The organism is Faecalibacterium sp. An58 (assembly GCF_002161515.1).
GTDB classification, from domain to species: Bacteria; Bacillota; Clostridia; order Oscillospirales; family Ruminococcaceae; genus Faecalibacterium; species Faecalibacterium avium.
In genome coordinates this window covers 13831-30963 of sequence record NZ_NFHX01000010.1, presented here as the reverse complement: position 1 = coordinate 30963, position 17133 = coordinate 13831, and the positions used below count along the sequence as shown (strand labels likewise).

11 protein-coding genes are annotated in these 17133 nt (G+C 61.8%); 2 read left to right on the top strand and 9 right to left on the bottom strand.

Features of this window, described 5'->3' with window-relative positions:
* Positions 1–141: 141 nt before the first annotated feature.
* The 4 genes from B5G12_RS08020 to B5G12_RS08005 form a co-directional block, all read right to left on the bottom strand.
* Positions 142–1500 carry an ABC transporter substrate-binding protein gene (locus tag B5G12_RS08020; RefSeq protein ID WP_087324547.1) on the bottom strand — a complete coding sequence of 453 codons (1359 nt, stop codon included), beginning with the start codon at positions 1498–1500 and terminating at the stop codon, positions 142–144.
* A 400-nt stretch (positions 1501–1900) separates the two neighbouring features.
* Complete coding sequence (locus B5G12_RS08015; RefSeq protein WP_087233025.1) at positions 1901–2521, bottom strand: thymidine kinase; 621 nt, start codon at positions 2519–2521, stop codon at positions 1901–1903.
* Between the two features lie 109 nt (positions 2522–2630).
* Entirely contained in the window at positions 2631–3272 is a 642-nt protein-coding gene (locus B5G12_RS08010) for a redox-sensing transcriptional repressor Rex (RefSeq protein ID WP_087324546.1), read from the bottom strand.
* Between the two features lie 287 nt (positions 3273–3559).
* Positions 3560–4288 carry a ClpP family protease gene (locus tag B5G12_RS08005; protein ID WP_087324545.1) on the bottom strand — a complete coding sequence of 243 codons (729 nt, stop codon included), beginning with the start codon at positions 4286–4288 and terminating at the stop codon, positions 3560–3562.
* Between the two features lie 199 nt (positions 4289–4487).
* Here B5G12_RS08005 and B5G12_RS08000 point away from each other — a divergent pair, with 199 nt between their 5' ends.
* On the top strand, positions 4488–5846 hold the full coding sequence (locus B5G12_RS08000) for a sodium-dependent transporter (protein WP_087324544.1): 1359 nt from the start codon (positions 4488–4490) through the stop codon (positions 5844–5846).
* Positions 5847–5926: 80 nt separating this feature from the next.
* On the opposite strand, the gene B5G12_RS07995 is transcribed toward B5G12_RS08000, so the two are convergent.
* The 5 genes from B5G12_RS07995 to B5G12_RS07975 all read right to left on the bottom strand — a co-directional run bounded on the left by B5G12_RS07995 (position 5927) and on the right by B5G12_RS07975 (position 15068).
* Complete coding sequence (locus B5G12_RS07995) at positions 5927–6232, bottom strand: hypothetical protein (protein ID WP_087233013.1); 306 nt, start codon at positions 6230–6232, stop codon at positions 5927–5929.
* A 133-nt stretch (positions 6233–6365) separates the two neighbouring features.
* Positions 6366–7364 (bottom strand): ABC transporter permease subunit, encoded by a 999-nt coding sequence (locus B5G12_RS07990; protein ID WP_087324543.1) that lies wholly within the window; start codon positions 7362–7364, stop codon positions 6366–6368.
* A 19-nt stretch (positions 7365–7383) separates the two neighbouring features.
* On the bottom strand, positions 7384–8925 hold the full coding sequence (locus B5G12_RS07985; RefSeq protein WP_087324542.1) for a sugar ABC transporter ATP-binding protein: 1542 nt from the start codon (positions 8923–8925) through the stop codon (positions 7384–7386).
* Between the two features lie 127 nt (positions 8926–9052).
* A complete protein-coding gene (locus B5G12_RS07980) occupies positions 9053–10111 on the bottom strand; it encodes a substrate-binding domain-containing protein (protein WP_242955972.1) in 1059 nt (352 codons plus the stop codon).
* A gap of 454 nt (positions 10112–10565) precedes the next feature.
* Positions 10566–15068 carry an acyl-CoA dehydratase activase gene (locus B5G12_RS07975; RefSeq protein ID WP_087324540.1) on the bottom strand — a complete coding sequence of 1501 codons (4503 nt, stop codon included), beginning with the start codon at positions 15066–15068 and terminating at the stop codon, positions 10566–10568.
* Positions 15069–15490: 422 nt separating this feature from the next.
* On the opposite strand from B5G12_RS07975, the gene B5G12_RS07970 reads away from it, so the two are divergent.
* Positions 15491–17041: an alkaline phosphatase gene (locus B5G12_RS07970; protein ID WP_087324539.1), complete on the top strand. Its 1551-nt coding sequence runs from the start codon at positions 15491–15493 to the stop codon at positions 17039–17041.
* Positions 17042–17133: the final 92 nt, after the last annotated feature.

The window sequence follows — 17133 nt, the reverse complement described above, 5'->3', positions numbered from 1 at the left end:
AACGGTATGAATACCAAGCAAAAAGCTCTTTTTCTGCCTGAAAAAGAGGGGCACCCGGTTCAAAGGGAACAGGCGCCCCCCGTTTTGATCCATGACAGCAGGGCCGATTTTCTTACAAAAGGAGCCTCAATCGATCCTGGATCAGGCGTTGATGGTGTAGCCAACGCCCTCCATGCCATCCAGCAGGATGTCCACGACGTCAGCGCCGCCGACGCCATCGTAATCCATGGTATCGAACACTTCCTGGTAGACGCCGGTGCCGTCTGCCTTCAGGGTGTCATTCTCGAACAGGGGATCCAGCTGGAAGGCGCAGGAGGCAATGACCTTGCTGTTGGCCTCGGCGGTCAGCTCGTTGACGGTGCCGGCGGCCTCAGCGGCAGCCAGGCCGGAAGCGGAAGCGGGGATGCCGCACTCGGAGCCCATGATGGAGGCGCCTGCTTCCTCGTTCAGCAGGAAGTTGATCAGCATGGCAGCCTCGGCGGGATGCTGGCAGGTCTTGGTAATGGCCAGAGCCATCGAGACCTTGGTGAAGCCGCCGTTGTACTCGCCGTACTTGATCTCGTCGCCCACGGTGAAGCCGTCGCGGTTCTCGGTGTCCAGGCCCTCCAGATACTTCAGAGCGCCGGAGTCCCACTCAAAGATACCTGCCAGCTGGCCGGTGATCCACTCGTTGGACTGGCTGGCGGCGGTGGAGCCGTTGTTGCCGTAGTAGGTGGGCAGGGGCATGATGACATGGCGGTCCACCAGGCTCTTGATGAAGTCCAGGCCCTCGATGATCTCATCGCGGGTGTAGTTCAGGGTGGAGGTGGTGGGATCGGCCCAATCCTTGCCGTAGATGGACTCCAGATAGAAGACCATGGCGATCATACGGTCGTAGCCGCCCAGGTGCAGGGGATAGTAGTCCTCGCCCAGGTTGTTCTGGAAGGCCTCGCCTGCGGCGTACAGCTCGTCCAGGGTCTTGGGATACTCGGTGATGCCGGCCTTGTTGAAGCTGGTCATGTTCCAGTAGAAGATACGGCCGGTCATCGAGACAGGCACGGCCTGCTGGGAGTTGGCCACATAGCAGGCGCCCAGAGGACCTTCCTCCCACTGGGAGAAGTCGATGTAGTCGGACACGGTGTTCAGGTCGATGAAGGTCTGGGCGTTGGCGGAGTAGTTGTACAGCCAGTTCCAGTTGATCTGGCAGACATCCTCGGCCACGCCAAACTTGGTGGACATGGTGTCTTCCCAGTCGGACCATGCGGCAAAGGTGGGATTGACGGTGATGTTGGTGTGCTCCTCAGAGAAAGCGGCGATGGCTTCCTGATAGGCGTTGTGGCGGGACTCGCCGCCCCACCAGCTGATGGTCAGGCTGACGTCGCCCTCGGCGGGAGCGGCCACGGAAGCAGCGGTAGAAGCAGTAGAGGAACTGCTGCCGCCGCCGCAGGCAGCCAGCAGACCGGCTGCGCCAACAGCGCCGGTGACCTTCAGGAAGTCACGACGGGAAATTGCGTTGCTCATTGTTTCTCCTCCTAAATAAAAACACAAAACTGATCAGGGACGCCCTGGCCCCTTGTATACAAATGTGATAGCAAAAAACCGCGCCGAGAGAAAGACGCAAATTGTGGTTATACGCGCAAAAACGCGCATATCTTGCTGTGTTTTCAGACCCCTTCGGAACGGCCTTGTTGAAATATCCAAACTTGCGCTGAAAAGTTGTGCAACTTGCATACAACGTGCTTTTGTACAGATTTGCTGGAAAAGAGGGGAGAATCATTTTGAAATTGCTGATATATTAACGATTTTGGGAGAGGCGCACCCCGGTCCATCCCGGCGCCAAGGATAAGAAAACGCCGCAGCAACGTACTGCGGCGCAAAATGAGATATCAGCAAAATTTGTGCGGGTGGGCGCGGGACGCCGTCAGGCATCCTGCCCGGCGCGGCGGCGCGCATAAAATGCACGTCTTTCGCGGAAATAGCACTGGGGACACATACTGACGTACTGGACGTCGTTTTCCATGTCGATGGCCACCTGCTCCCCCTCAAAGACGAACTGGCCTGCCACCTTGCGTGCGTTGCAGATGGCTTTGCGCCCGCAGGTGCAGATGGTCTTCATCTCCTCGATGGTGTGGGCCAGCTCCATCAGCCGGGTGGAGCCGGGGAAGCCCTTGAGGGAGAAATCGCTGCGCAGGCCGTAGCAGATCACCGGGACCCCCAGGTCCACCGTGACCATGAACAGCTGCTCGGCCTGGGCCGGGGTAAAGAACTGGCTCTCGTCGCAGAGCACGCAGGCCAGGGGCCGGTCGTGGGAGGCGCGGTCGGCTTCCACGGCGGCAAAGATATCGTCCTGGGGCTGGATGAGCAGGTCGGCCTTGCGCCGCACGCCCAGCCGGCTGACCAGTTCGCCCCCGCCCTTGGAGTCCACCTGGGGCTTGAGGATCAGCACCCGCATCCCCTGTTCTTCGTAGTTGTGCGCCACCTGCATCAGGGCGGTGCTCTTGCCGCTGTTCATGGCGCCATAACGGAAATAAAGTTTAGCCATACCGTGCCTTTCTTGCAATGCAAAAGCCCGGATGCACCGGGCCGTACGCCGAATGCGGGGCGCAGAAAACCGCGCCCCGCCCGGGATGTATGGAATGTGCGTCAACGCTTCAGTCCTGGTTGCGCAGACGGTAGCCCAGGCTCATCAGGCTGTCCCCCAGGTGGACGTTCTCCACCACCGCGTCGGGGTAGGGGACGGACAGGTCGTAGTGGGAAAAGTTCCAAAAGCCCTTGATGCCCAGTTCCACCAGCCGTCCGCTGATCTGCTGGGCCCCGCTGCGGGGCACGCACAGAACCGCCACATGGGGGTTGTGCTGGGCGCAGAAGGACTCCAGATCGTCGATGTGGCGGATGGGGATGCCGCTGATGCTCTGGCCGATCAGGGCGGACTCCACATCAAAGGCGGCTATGAGGGTGAAACCGTTGTTGTTGTTGGCGATGAAGCTGCTGACTGCCTTGCCCAGCCGGCCGCAGCCGATCAGGATGGTGGACAGGCGCTGGCCGTCGCCGAACAAAAGGCCCTCCAGGATGGTCAGGAGATTGTCCACCGAATAGCCGATGCCCTGCCGGCCGTTGACGTCGCCGATGCAGTTGAAGTCCTGCCGGACCTGGGATGCGGTGGTGCCCATCTGGGCGGCCAGTTCCCGGGAGGAAATGCTGGTGATCCCCGAGTCCTTCAGCGCGCGCAGATAGCGGTAATACTTGGGCAGACGCCGGATGACCGGCACCGATGCCTTGACGGACGGATGCATGGCAAGACCCCCCTCTTGCAGTTTGCCCGGAATTTTGGATATCTTTACCGGAAAGTGGATGCCAGGAATGGCCACATTGTCTAATTACTAGTATACAGCATTTGGAGAGAATGTCAAACCCTTGTCAATGTTTTTGAGGAAATTTCATTTTTGTCCGGCGCATCCGGGCGCAAAAAAGCCCCTGCACGAAGCAGGGGGGAGCAGCGTGCCGAAAACGACACGCTCCAGGGGAACCCCTTTCCGCCCGCAGCCGCGGGCCGGAAATTCCTTGCAAAGCAGGGGACGGGTCAGCTTTCGATCTGCCGGTACAGCCAGCGCATGGCCTCGGACAAGCCGCCCAGCTGGTCGATCAGGCCCTCCTCCACGGCGCGGCGGCCGTCCAGCACGGTGCCCATGTCCATCACCAGCTCACCGGTGTGGAGCATCAGCTGGTTGAAGCGGTCGGCGCTCATCCGGCTGTGGCCTGCCACAAAACCGGTGATCCGCTCCTGCATCTGCTCAAACCAGCGCATGGTCTGGGGCACCCCGAGGATCATCCCCGAATGGCGCACCGGGTGTACGGTCATGGTGGCGGTAGGGACGATGAAACTGCGTCGGGCGCTGACCGCCAGAGGGATGCCGATGGAATGCCCGCCTCCCAGCACCAGGGTGGCGCTGGGCTTGGAGATGCTGGCGATCAGCTCGGCCAGGGCCAGCCCGGCCTCCACATCGCCACCCACCGTGTTCAGCAGTACCAGCAGCCCCTCGATGGCGGGATCTTCCTGCACGGCCACCAGCTGGGGGATGACGTGCTCGTACTTGGTGGTCTTTTGGCCCTGGGGGGCCTCCACATGACCTTCCACCTGCCCGATGACGGTGAGACAATGGATGGTGTGGGCGCCTTTGGTCAGGTTGAGGGCGCCCAGCTCCTCCAGCTGGCTCTGCTCAAAGGCGCGGCGGTCGGTGTCGGCGCTGACGGCTGCGGCCTCGGCTTCCCCCGCGGAAGCCTGGGGATTTGGATTCTTCTTTTTGCTCATACGATGCGGGCCTCCTTTTTGTTCAGGATGCCCGGAACCGCCGCCGGATATGCCAGAGGGGAAAAAGGCCCTGCCTTGCCCCGATTTTGTAACAAAAAGTTCAAAATGTTGACTTTCCCTCTTGCATCCGGCCCGTGATACAGATACAATAGAGGAGCGACTTTTCGCTCAAAAATTACAGAAAGAAAAGAGGAAAATCATGAAACGTGAAACCTTTGGCTCGCGGCTGGGATTCATCCTGGTCAGCGCCGGCTGTGCCATCGGCATCGGGAACGTGTGGCGGTTCCCGTTCCTGGCCGGGCAGAACGGCGGCGGCCTGTTCGTCCTGTTCTACCTGATGTTCCTGATCATCATGGGCGTGCCCGTTTTGACCATGGAGCTGGCCGTGGGCCGCGCCAGCGGCAAGAGCGCGGTGCAGGGCTATAAGGCCCTGGAGCCTGCCGGCAGCAAGTGGCACATCCACGGCTGGTTCTGCATGGCAGGCTGCTACTTGCTGATGATGTACTACACCACCGTGGCCGGCTGGATGCTGGACTACTTCGTCAAGTTTGCCTCCGGGCAGCTGGTGGGGATGGAGAGCGGCGCCGCTTCGGACGTGTTCAACACCATGCTGGCCAACCCCGCGGAAATGGGCATCTGCATGGTGCTGGTGGTGGTCGCCGGCTTTGCGGTGGTCAGCTTCGGGCTGCAGAACGGCCTGGAGCGGATCAGCAAGTGGATGATGATCGCCCTGCTGGCCCTCATCGTCATCCTGGCGGTGAACAGCGTGCTGCTGCCCGGCTCGGGCGCAGGCGTCCAGTTCTACCTGCTGCCCAGCGTCGAGCGCGCCGCCCAGGTGGGCATCGGCAACGTGGCCATGAACGCCATGAACCAGTCCTTCTTCACCCTCAGCCTGGGCATTGCCGCTATGGAGATCTTCGGCAGCTACATGAAGCGGGATCACACCCTGCCCGGCGAGGCCATCCGCATCTGCGTGCTGGACACCTTTGTGGCCCTCATGAGCGGCATGATCATCTTCCCGGCCTGCTTTGCCTACGGCGTCCAGCCCGACCAGGGGCCCTCGCTGATCTTCATCACCCTGACCGAGGTGTTTGTGGATATGCCCGCAGGCCGGCTGTGGGGCAGCCTGTTCTTTGTGTTCATGTTCTTCGCCAGCTTCACCACCGTCATTGCGGTGTTCGAGAACCTGCTGGCCATCTGCTGTGATAACTTTGGCTGGAGCCGCAAGAAATCCTGCGGCATCAACCTGATCTTTGTGCTGGTGGCCAGCGTCCCCTGTGTGCTGGGCTACAACATCTGGAGCGGCCTGACCTTCCTGGGCGGCAAGAATGTGCTGGATACCGAGGACTTCCTGGTCAGCAACCTGCTGCTGCCCATCGGCTCGCTGATCTTCCTGCTGTTCTGCGTGTCCAAGTGGGGATGGGGCTACGACAAGTACTACGCCGAGGCCAACACCGGCGAGGGCATCAAGCTGCCCAAGTCCCGCTGGTTCAAGCGGTATCTGCAGTTCGTTCTGCCCATCCTGATCATCATCATCCTGGTGCAGGGCCTGATCTGAGCAGCGATAAAACGGAACGAAACCAACGAGACCCGCCCGGACACACCGTCCGGACGGGTCTTTTTGTACCTGTGCGCAGCTCAGAACAGCCCGAAAAAGCTGATCTGGTTGACCCCCAGAAAGACGAACAGAACGATCAGAGCCACCAGCACCCCGATCAGGATATCCATTTGGTGGACGCTGAGGGGGAAGTGGTCGTAGATCTTCTCCTTGGAGTTCTTGAAATGGGGGTCGCCGTTGTTCAGCAGGCTGTGTTTTCCTTCGTCGGTATGGGCGGCCTGGGCCTCCCGGGCCTCCAGCTCGGCTTCCCGGGCAGCCAGCGCCGCCTCCCGTGCGGCCAGGTCTGCCTCCCGCTGTTCCTGGGTGCGCTCGTCGTGTTCAGGCATGGCAGTTCCCTCCTTTTGCAGATATTGTAAGTATAAATCCTCCCGGCGCAAAACGCAACCGTCCGGGCTGCAAAAAAAAGGGCCGCCGGCGTGCCGGCAGCCCCATAGAGGATGCGTTTGAAAAGCGCGGGGATCACTTCTTGGCCAGGTACTTGCGGATATCGATGGCCACAGCCAGGATGATGACAAGGCCCTGGACGATGTAGGTGTAGGAGGAGTTCACGTTCATGAACTGCAGAGCCACCTTCATCAGCTCGAAGACCAGCACGCCCACCAGGATGCCGGGCACGGTGCCCACGCCGCCGGTGGTGGAAACGCCGCCGATGGTGGCAGCCGCGATGGCGTCCAGCTCATAGCTCTGGGCGGTGTTGACCGATGCGCCGCCGGACTTGGCAGCCAGCAGGCAGCCGGCCAGACCGAACATGCAGGAAGCCAGCACATAGATGCGGATCTTGGTGGCGGCCACGTTGACGCCGGCCACCTCAGCGGCTGCCTCGTTGCCGCCGATGGCGTACATGTACTTGCCGTGGCGGGTCTTGTTGTACAGGAACCAGAAGCAGACAGCCACGATGATGGCGATCCAGATCAGAACGGGGATGAACAGGATGGTATCGGATGCCAGGGAGGTGAAGTCACGGTTCAGAGAGCCGATGGGGGTACCGCCGGTGTAGACCAGGCAGATGCCGTAGACCACCTGCTGCATGCCCAGGGTAGCGATGAAGGGCTGCACCCGCAGGTAAGAGACCACCAGGCCGTTGCACAGGCCGACCACCGCGCAGATGGCCACCACCAGCAGGAACACCACGGGGGTGGGCAGGGTGGGCAGGCCGGGATAGAACTTGTTGGGCGCGTCGGAGGTCTGGGCGAAGATGCAGGCCAGGCAGGCCGCAAAACCAGCCAGACGGCCGGCAGACAGGTCGTTGCCGGTGGTGATCAGGCAGCCGGAAATGCCCAGGGCGATGATGTAGCGGATGGACACGTTCTTCAGCAGGTTGATGATGTTGGTCATGCCGAAGAAGTTGGGGTGGATGATGCCGACGATGAGGGAGACCAGCACCATCAGCACGATGATAGCATTGTTGCCCAGCCAGCTTTTAAAGATCTGGCCGGTGGATTTCTTGGTAGCTTCCACGATTAGACTGCCTCCTTATTCACTGATTGGCCGCAGCCTTTTCGGGTGCGGTCTCAAACTGAGTGGCCAGGGCCATGATGTTCTCCTGGGTGGCGTCCTTGCCGTCGATGAAGCCGGTGATGCGGCCGTCGCACATGACCATCACCCGGTTGGACATACCGATGATCTCGCTCATTTCGGAGGAGATCATGATGATGCTCTTGCCGGCTTTGGCCAGTTCGGCAATGATGCAGTAGATCTCATACTTGGCGCCGACGTCGATGCCGCGGGTGGGCTCGTCCAGGATCAGGATGTCGGGGTTGTTGGCCAGCCACCGGGCGATCAGGACCTTCTGCTGGTTGCCGCCCGACAGGCTCTTGATCTGGGTCTTGGGGCTGGGCACCTTGATGGCCATTTTTTCCTTGTTGGACTGCACCAGATCCAGGATCTTCTTGTTGTCCAGCATGATGGGGCCTTTGCGCAGGTCGTCCAGGGAGGCGATGGAGATATTGTCGGCAACGCTGAGCACGCCCATGATGCCGGTGGCGCGGCGGTCCTCGGTCAGCAGGGCCAGGCTCTTGGCGATGGCGTCCCGGGGCTGCTTGATGTGCACTTCCTGGCCTTTGATCCAGACTTTGCCCGCCGAATGGGCGCGCAGGCCGAAGATGCCTTCCATCAGCTCGGTGCGCTGTGCGCCCACCAGGCCGGCCACGCCCAGGATCTCGCCCTTGTGCAGCTCAAAGTTGCAGTGGCGGAAACTACGGGGATGGATGGAGGTGAAGTCCTCCACCTTGAGGACCACGTCGCTGGAGGGGTGGTTCTCCAGCGGGGGATACTGGTTGGAAAGTTCGCGGCCCACCATCTTGGCGATGATCTCCTCTTTGGTGATGGTGGACACGTCCCACTTGCCGATGTACTGGCCGTCGCGCATGATGGTTACTTCGTCCGCGATCACCTTGATCTCGTCCATCTTGTGGCTGATGTACACCAGCGCCACGCCCTGGCTCTTGAGCTCCCGCATGATGCGGAACAGGGATTCCACCTCATTGGAGGTCAAAGAGGAGGTGGGCTCGTCCAGGATCAGGACCTTGCAGTTGGCCGAGACCGCCTTGGCGATCTCCACCATCTGCATCTGCGCGATGCTCAGGCTGCCAAGCTTGGCCCGGGGATTGATGTCCAGCTTGAGCTTTTTCAGCAGCTCCTCGGTGTCCTTGTACATTTTGGGGTGGTCCACCGTGACGATGGGCCCGAAGCGTTTGGTGGGATAACGGCCCAGCCAGATATTCTCTGCAACGGTGCGGGCCGGGATGGGCTGCAATTCCTGGTGCACCATGGCGATGCCCCGGTTCAGTGCGTCCAGCGGGGTGGGGATGGTGACCTTCTGCCCTTCGTACTCGATCTCGCCTTCGTCCATCTTGTAAATGCCGAACATACATTTCATCAGGGTGGACTTGCCGGCGCCGTTCTCGCCCATCAGGGCCATGACCGAGCCGGGGCGGAGCTCAAGCCGGGCATGGTCCAGAGCTTTGACGCCGGGGAAGACCTTGACGACGTCTCGCATGACCAGACGGTACTCTGCCATTCCGTAGAGCCTCCTTTTCTGCTAAAATAACACAACACACAACAAAGAGGGCGTGCGCGAGAAGCAGCCGCTTCCACGCACGCACCTCCCATTCCTTATCAGCGGTTCCGTTCAGACGGCACGCTCATCAGAGATACTCTGCGGCGTTCTCCGTGGTGACCTTGACGTAGTCGACCCAGTAGTACTGCTCCACGGGCTCGCCTTCCACATACATACGGGTGGCCTCGGTGGCGGCGGTAGCCTGGCCCACATCGTCGTTCAGGACGGTACCGGTCATGCGGCCGTCGATGACAGCCTGCACGGCCTCTGCCAGAGCGTCAACACCCACCAGGTAGATGTCGGTGCCCACGGTGCGGCCGGCCTGCTCGATGGACTGCAGAGCGCCCAGAGCCATGGCGTCGTTGTTGCAGAAGACCACTTCGATCTGGTCGCCGTACTGTGCCAGAGCGTTGGCCACGTCCTGCTGGGCCAGGGTCTGGTCCCAGTTGTCCAGGTACTCGTACAGGCAGTTGACGGTCTTGCCGGCGTCTTCCAGAGCCTTGATGGAGTACTCGGTGCGGTACTGGGCGTCGATGTTCTCGGGGTCGCCCTTGCACATGATGTAAGTAATGGTGCCGTCGCCGTTGATATCGCCCTCGGTATCGGTGGCGAGGATCAGCTCGCCCTGGTAGGTGCCGGACTGGCGGGCGTCAGCGCCCACGTAGCAGCACTTGTCGGGATAGCTGTCCAGCACGCTCTTGTCGGGCTCGCGGTTGATGAAGACGATGGGGGTGTTGGAGGGCGAGATGGTGTCCACGATGGTCTGGGCCGAGGTGGTCTGCACCGGGTTGATGATCAGGACGTCCACGCCCTGCTGCAGGAAGGTGCTGATCTGCTCGGTCTGGGTATTCTGGTCGTTCTTGCCGTCCATGATGGTGACGCTGTAGCCCAGCTCGCCCAGATACTCCTCCAGGTCTGCACGGTACAGGGTCATGAAGTTGTCGGCGAACTGATAGATGCACACGCCGATGTCGGCGCTGCCGGAAGCTGCGGCGGCCGAGGGAGCCGTGGAAGCAGCAGAGGAAGCAACAGAAGTCGCGGTGGAAGCAACGGAGCTGGAATCACCGCCGCCGCAGGCTGTCAGGGCAGCAGTCGCGCCGACAACGGCAGATGCCTTCAGAAAGTCGCGGCGAGAAATCATTTTCATAATAGCATTCTCCTTCATCAAATACACTCGTTTCGGGCAGGCCCCCCACACGCTAAGGGACAAGCCCTGTACTGAATCTATTATACATTTGGTCTGAAACTGTGTGCAATAGTAAAAACAGACAAGGTTATATTAAAAGTTTTGTGCCGGTTGTACAACAAAAACAAGGTAAGCTTGTACTTTTTACCATAAACGGCACAAAATTGCATGTACAAGCATCATATGTACAAAAGTTTCGCTTTGGAACGATCTTCTCCGGCGGCCCGCCAGCCTGCTTGTCTGGAAAACAAGCGGGATTTCACACAGGGAACAGCCATGTGGTTTTGCGCTATTCGCATGGAGTATTGTTGTTTTTAACAAACTGAGGTAAATTGCTAAAGTTTCGTGCTGCTCCCGCCTGCCGCCCGCGCAACAAAAACAGCGCATGGAAAACTCCATGCGCTGCCTTTAGGGGTTAAGATTGTGCCGGCACTACGGCGGCGGTCCGTCCGCCCCGGCGCTGGCGGGCGGCAGGTTTTTCCTGCTGCTCCCGGGGGGCCAGAGTGGGGGCCGGCGGGGTGGCGCTGCCGGGCCTGTCGTTCCGGGCGGCGGACTGGCTGCGGGCCTTTTCGGTCATGATCAGCATTTGCAGCCGGTTTTCCAGGTTGGCAAAGCTGACGTCGGGATCGTAGTCCAGGGGCAGGATCTGGGCGTCGGGATACATCTCCTTGAGGCGCTTGGCCACGCCGCGGCCCACCACATGGTTGGGCAGGCAGCCAAAGGGCTGGAGGATGATGAAGTTGCGGCAGCCCTCTTTGGCGTGGTGGAGGATCTCGGCGGGGATCAGCACCCCTTCGCCCGCGTCGAAGGTGTGGTGGATGATGGGGTCGCTGGCCCGCACGATGTCCTGCATCCGGGCAGCCCCATGGTACAGCGGATGCTGCTTGGCGATGGAATCGGTCAGGGCGTGGGCCGCGTTGAACACCTCGTCGGCGGTGCGGTACCACAGCTTTTCACCCAGGGGCTTGGAGATGCGGTACTCTTTGATCTGGGAATCCATATAGAAATAGGTCTTGCGGATGACGTCGGTCATGCGGGCCTCGATGATCTCGAAGCCGTTGGATTCCAGGTATTTTTCGATGTCGTGGTTGGCTCCGGGGTGGAAGTTGAGCAGGTACTCGCCCACGATCAGGACGGTGGGGCGGGGCCGGCTGCGGTCGTACTCCACTTCTTTCATCAGCCGGATGGCCTGTTCGAAGCCCTTTTTCAGGCCGGGGATGCCGCGGCGGGTCATCCCGTCCACAATGGCGTCCATCCCGGCCTCAAAGGCCCGGTCGGCGGCGCCGGGGACCTTTTCATAGGGACGGATCTTCCGCAGCAGCTCCTCCATCACGTCGATCATGGGGAGGGAGAAGGCCAGGTTGACCGAGGATACCAGGTTCATCTTGAAGCCGGGGTGCATATTGTGGCTGTCCTTGTCGTCGTTGGTCAGGATGGGCACGTCGGCATAGCCCGCGTCATCCAGGGCCTTGCGCAGCAGGGCGCTGTAATGGGTCAGGCGGCAGTCGCCGATGTACTTGGCCATAGCCACCGCCACTTCGCTGTTGTCGTACTGCCCGCTGCGCAGGGCGGCCAGGGTCTCGCCAATGACGATCTGGGCGGGGAAGCAGATGTCGTTGTGGACGTACTGCTTGCCCAGGCGGATGGCCTCCTCCCGGCCCACGGCCAGGGGCACTGCCCGAAGGCGCTGGGCCGCAAAGGCCGCCGACATCACCCGGCAGAAGGCGTGGGAGGTGTTGGGCACCAGGACCACGCGGTCCTTCTTGTCCTGCCGGGTGAACTTGACCGGGTAGGGGTCGGGCAGCTGGTGGACCGGATGGCGGATGCCACGGGCCCGGCGGATGGCCGCCGTCTCCACAAAGGACCGCACCCGGATGCGCAGGGAGCCCTGGGCGTCGCTCTCGTCCAGCTTGAGGATCAGGGGGCTCTTGCCCGAGATCTCGTGCATCATGCGGGTGATCTCATCGGAGAGGTAGGCGTCATGGCCGCAGCCAAAGCTGACGATCTGCACATACTCCAGGCACTCATCCTGGGCGGCCAGCACCGCCGATGCAAGCATCCGGGCGTGGTAGTTGTTGACGATGTCCAGGCGGCTGCGGCTCAGGTCCACCTTGTTCACATCGGGCAGGGAATCGTTGGTCAGCACCGGGATGCCCAGGCTGACGAACAGCTCGGGCAGGGCGTGGTTGACCAGCTCGTCGTTCTGGTAGGGACGGCTGGCCAGCACCACCGCGTAGCGGTTTTCCTGATGGCAGTGGTGCAGCACCGCCTGGCCCGCCGCCTTGAGCTGGGCCGAGAAGCTGGCCTGGGCCGCGTCGCCGGCGGCAATGGCCCGGCCGGTCAGCTCCCGGCTGATCCCAAAGGCGGCAGCCATATAGTCGGCCAGCTGGCGGTCCCGGTCGGCGTGGCGGTGCCAGTGGAACAGGGGCGCGTCAAAGGGGATGCCCCAGCGGCGCTGGGGATCGTCCGAATTGCGGATGACGATGGGATACCCCTTGACCACCGCGCACATGGACTCGCTGGTGGAAGCGGTGCCCTCGGGCTGGACGGTGGTGATGGTGGGCATGAAGATGCGGTCCACCTTCTTTTTGGCCAGATCGCGCAGGTGGCCGTGGACCAGCTTGGCGGGGAAACAGACGGTGTCCGAAGTGACGGCGGACAGCCCTTCCTCATACATGGGGCGGGTGCTCTTGCCCGACAGCTGGATGCGGAATCCCAGGCTGCGCCAGAAGGCGTTCCAGAAGGGCATGGTCTCCCAGAAGGACAGCACCCGGGGGATGCCGATGGTGACGCCCCGGTCGGGGGCCAGGATGGGTGCGTCGTAGTCGGCAAAGAGCAGCTTTTCCCGCACGGCGAACAGGTTGGGGATCCGCTGCATGGACTGATTGGCCTGGCGCACCTTGTCCTGTACGGCCTTGTCTTTGGGGTCTCCCAGGATCTCGCCCCGCTCACACCGGTTGCCGGTGACAAAGCTCTCGCCCCCCGGAAAACGGATGACGGTGCGGCTGCAGTGGTTCTGGCAGAAGGGGCAGGGCTCGTTCTGGCTCTGGGTATAGGTAAAGGCGTCCAGCGCCGCAAAGCCGATGAAATGGCTGGCGGGGAAGCCGCTGGCCTCGGCCTGGCGCTTGGTCAGCAGGGCGGCGCCGATGGCGCCCATCTCGCCGGGATAGGGGGCCCGGGTGACGGTGCGGCCCAGATACTGCTCCAGAGCCCGCAGCACCGCGTCGTTTTTAAAGGTGCCGCCCTGCACCACGATGCGGCTGCCCAGCACGTCGGTGTTGGGGATGCGCACCACCTTGGTGAAAACATTTTTGATGATCGAGCGGCACAGCCCCGCCATAATGTCATCGGGGGTGCGGCCGTTCTTCTGTTCGGTGATGATGCTGCTGTTCATAAAGACGGTGCAGCGGCTGCCCAGCTCGGCGGGGGTGGAGGCCCGGAACGCCGCATCGGCAATGCCGTCCACCGGGATGCCCAGGGAGGCGGCGAACTCCTCCAGAAAGGAGCCGCACCCCGAGGAGCAGGCCTCGTTCAGCAGCATATTGGTGACCACGCCGTCCTGGATCCAGATGGCCTTCATGTCCTGGCCGCCGATGTCCAGCAGGAAGGTGACGTCGGGTACATAGTGGCAGGCGGCTGCGGCGTGGGCCACCGTCTCCACCGTGTGGTAGTCGCCCCCGAACGCCTTGCTCAGCATCACCTCGCCGTAGCCGGTGGTGCCCAGGCCCAGCACCTCCAGCGTGACGCCCTGGAGGGCGTATTTCCGGTGCAGCTGCTGCAGGCCGTGGCGGATCACCTCGATGGGGTCGCCCCGGTTGTTGGCGTAAAAGCGGTCCACCACCTGCTCGTTTTCGTCCAGCAGGACCAGCTTGCCGGTGGTGCTGCCGGCGTCCACGCCGATGTAGACCCGCAGGGTGTCCCCGGCCTTGACCTGAGGAGCCGCCAGCTCGGGCAGGGTATGGCTGGCCTGCCATTCCTGCCGCTCGGCGTCGGTGGCAAAGTACCGCTCAGCGGTGTGCTGTTCGGCGGCGGGAGGCGCGGCGGACAGCCGCTCCAGAGCCTCCTCGGGGGTGATGGGCGCCGCCCGGCCCACCGGCAGGGGATACAGTTCCTCCATGGCCAGCGCGGCACCCAGGGCCACGATGGTGTCGGCGTTGTCGGGGCGGATGATCTGGTCCTGGGACAGGCCCAGCCGCTGGGCGAATACCTGCACCAGGGTGGGATTGTAGGTCAGGGGGCCGCCCTCAAAGATGACCGGCGGGGTCATCTCCAGGCCCTGGGCCAGGCCGCCGATGGTCTGCTTGGCGATGGCGTGGAAAGCCGACAGGGCGATGTCGGCCCGGCTGGCGCCCTGGTTGAGGAGGGTCTGGATGTCGGTCTTGGCAAAGACGCCGCACCGGCCCGAGATGCTGTACACCTGCCTGCCCTGGGCCGCCAGGGCCTCGAACTGGTCCGAGGGCACCCGCAGCAGGGCGGCGATCTCGTCGATGAACGCGCCGGTGCCGCCGGCGCAGCTGCCGTTCATCCGCATATCCGAGGTGGTGAGGGTGCCGTCCTCCTCCTGTCGGAAAAAGATGACTTTGGCGTCCTGGCCGCCCAGCTCGACGGCGGTGCGGGCGGCGGGGTAGAGGGCACGGACGGCGGCGCCGTTGGCCACCACTTCCTGCACATAGCATACGCCCATCTGGTCGGCCAGGGGGCGTCCGCCCGAGCCGCATACCGCGATCCGCATGGGCCTGCCTGCAAATTTGGCGCAGATGGCGTCCAGCAGGCTGCACAGGGTGCGGCGCTGCTCGGCGTGGTGGCGCTGATAGCGGCGGAACAGGGTCCGGCCGGTGACCCGGTCGGTCAAAACGGCCTTGACGGTGGTGGAGCCGACGTCCAGGCCAAGGGTCAAACGTTCTAACAATTCTTTCATTGTATTACCATCTTATATCGTGCTGTTTGTGTGGATCGGGCGCAGGGACGTGAAAGTCCCTGTATCGTTCGATATCACACAGAATACCACGGCAATGTGAACATTTCAACAATTTGAGGCAAGTTTTGCGCTTTTTTGTAGCATTGCTCAGAATTCTTGCGGATCTTAAAATGCTTTTTGGACTGGATGCGGCAAATGCGCCAAAATTTTACACGGGGCACCAGGTTTTTACATTTGCCGCCCAAACAGGCTCCGTTTTTTTACCAAAGCTTTGCGCGAATATGGTTTCGCCCCGTCGGGGCCTTGAGTACAATAAAACCGTCCCACACAGAGCAAGCAAAGGCCCGCCGGACGGGCCGGGGCGCGCCGCAAGACGCGCCGGATGATAGATTGGGTACCGTAGAGAGAAAGGAATTATGGTTATGAAAAACGCTAAGCTTTCCCGCCGCAGCTTTCTGAAGGCCGGCGCCGCCGCTTCGGTGGCGGGCCTGGTGGCCGCCAACGCCGCAGCTGCTTCTGCCGCTGAGCCCAAGGCTGCCGCAGCCCAGGAGAACGGCCTGCTGGACGGCCTGTTCGGCGGCAAGACCCCCAAGTACATTTTCCTGTTCATCGGCGACGGCATGGGCCTGCCCCAGATCCAGTCCGCTTCCTTCTATAAGGGCACCGTCGAGAACAACGGCGCTGTGATCCCCGCTGAGCTGAGCTTCATGAAGTTCCCCTTCACCGGCAGCGTCACCACCTATGACTCCACCTCTTTCTGCCCCGACTCCGCCTCCACCGCCACCTCCATCGCTTCGGGCGAGAAGACCGAGTCCGGCGTCATCAACATGACCCCCTGGACCCGCGACGTCCCCTTTGAGACCATCGCGGAGAAGCTGCACAAGCAGAAGGGCTACAAGATCGGCGTTCTGTCCACCGTCAACATCGACCACGCCACCCCCGCTGCCTTCTACGCACACCAGGCCAAGCGCAGCAACTACTACGAGATCGGCCAGGAGCTGGCCAACAGCGGCTTTGAGTACTTTGCCGGCGGCGACTTCCAGAAGCCCCGCGGCGGCGCTGTCTCCAACTACGACATGGCCATCGCCAACGGCTACAACCTGGTGACCACCCAGGCCGGCGCTGAGGCCCTGAAGGCCGGCGCAGGCAAGACCCTCATCATTGCCGAGCACCGCGCCGACGCTGCCGCCATGAATTACAGCATCGACGCAGCCGCAGGCGAGTGGCAGCTGTCCGACTACGTCCGCAAGGGCATCGAGCTGCTGGACAACCCCACCGGCTTCTTCATGATGGCGGAGTCCGGCAAGATCGACTGGGCCTGCCACGCCAACGACACCGCTGCTTCCATCCACGACGTGCTGGAGATGAGCAACGCTGTGCAGGTGGCTGTGGACTTCTACAACCAGCACCCCAACGATACCCTGATCCTGGTCACCGCTGACCATGAGACCGGCGGTATGACCATCGGCTTCACCACCACCAACTACGACACCTATCTGACCAACCTGACCAAGCAGACCACCTCCTTTGTCAAGTTCGACAGCGAGCACATCGACAAGCTGCGCGCTGTGGGCGCTTCCTTCGAGGAGGCCCTGACCGATGTCAAGAACTGCTTCGGCCTGATCACCGCCAACGATCCCGATGCGTCCAACCCCGAGTACGAGAACCTGATCCTGACCGACTACGAGCTGGATCAGCTGCGTGAGGCCTATGAGCGCAGCATGACCGTGGGCGCTTCCAGCCAGGACGAGATGAGCCAGCGCGACTACGAGCTGTACGGCACCTACCAGCCGTTCTCCGCCGCCCTGTGCCATGTGCTGAACCACAAGTCCGGCATGGACCACACCACCTGGTCCCACACCGGCGCCCCCGTCAACATCTATGCCATCGGCGCCGGCAGCGAGAAGTTCACCGGTGCGTTCGACAACACCGAGATCTTCCACAAGCTGGCGGAACTGACCAACGTGCAGTGATGCACTCTGCTCCTGAAAACACAAAACTCCTTCTTTACCTTCTTTAAAGCATAAGACAGCCCCCCGCCGGGGCACCGCGCGACACGGTGCAG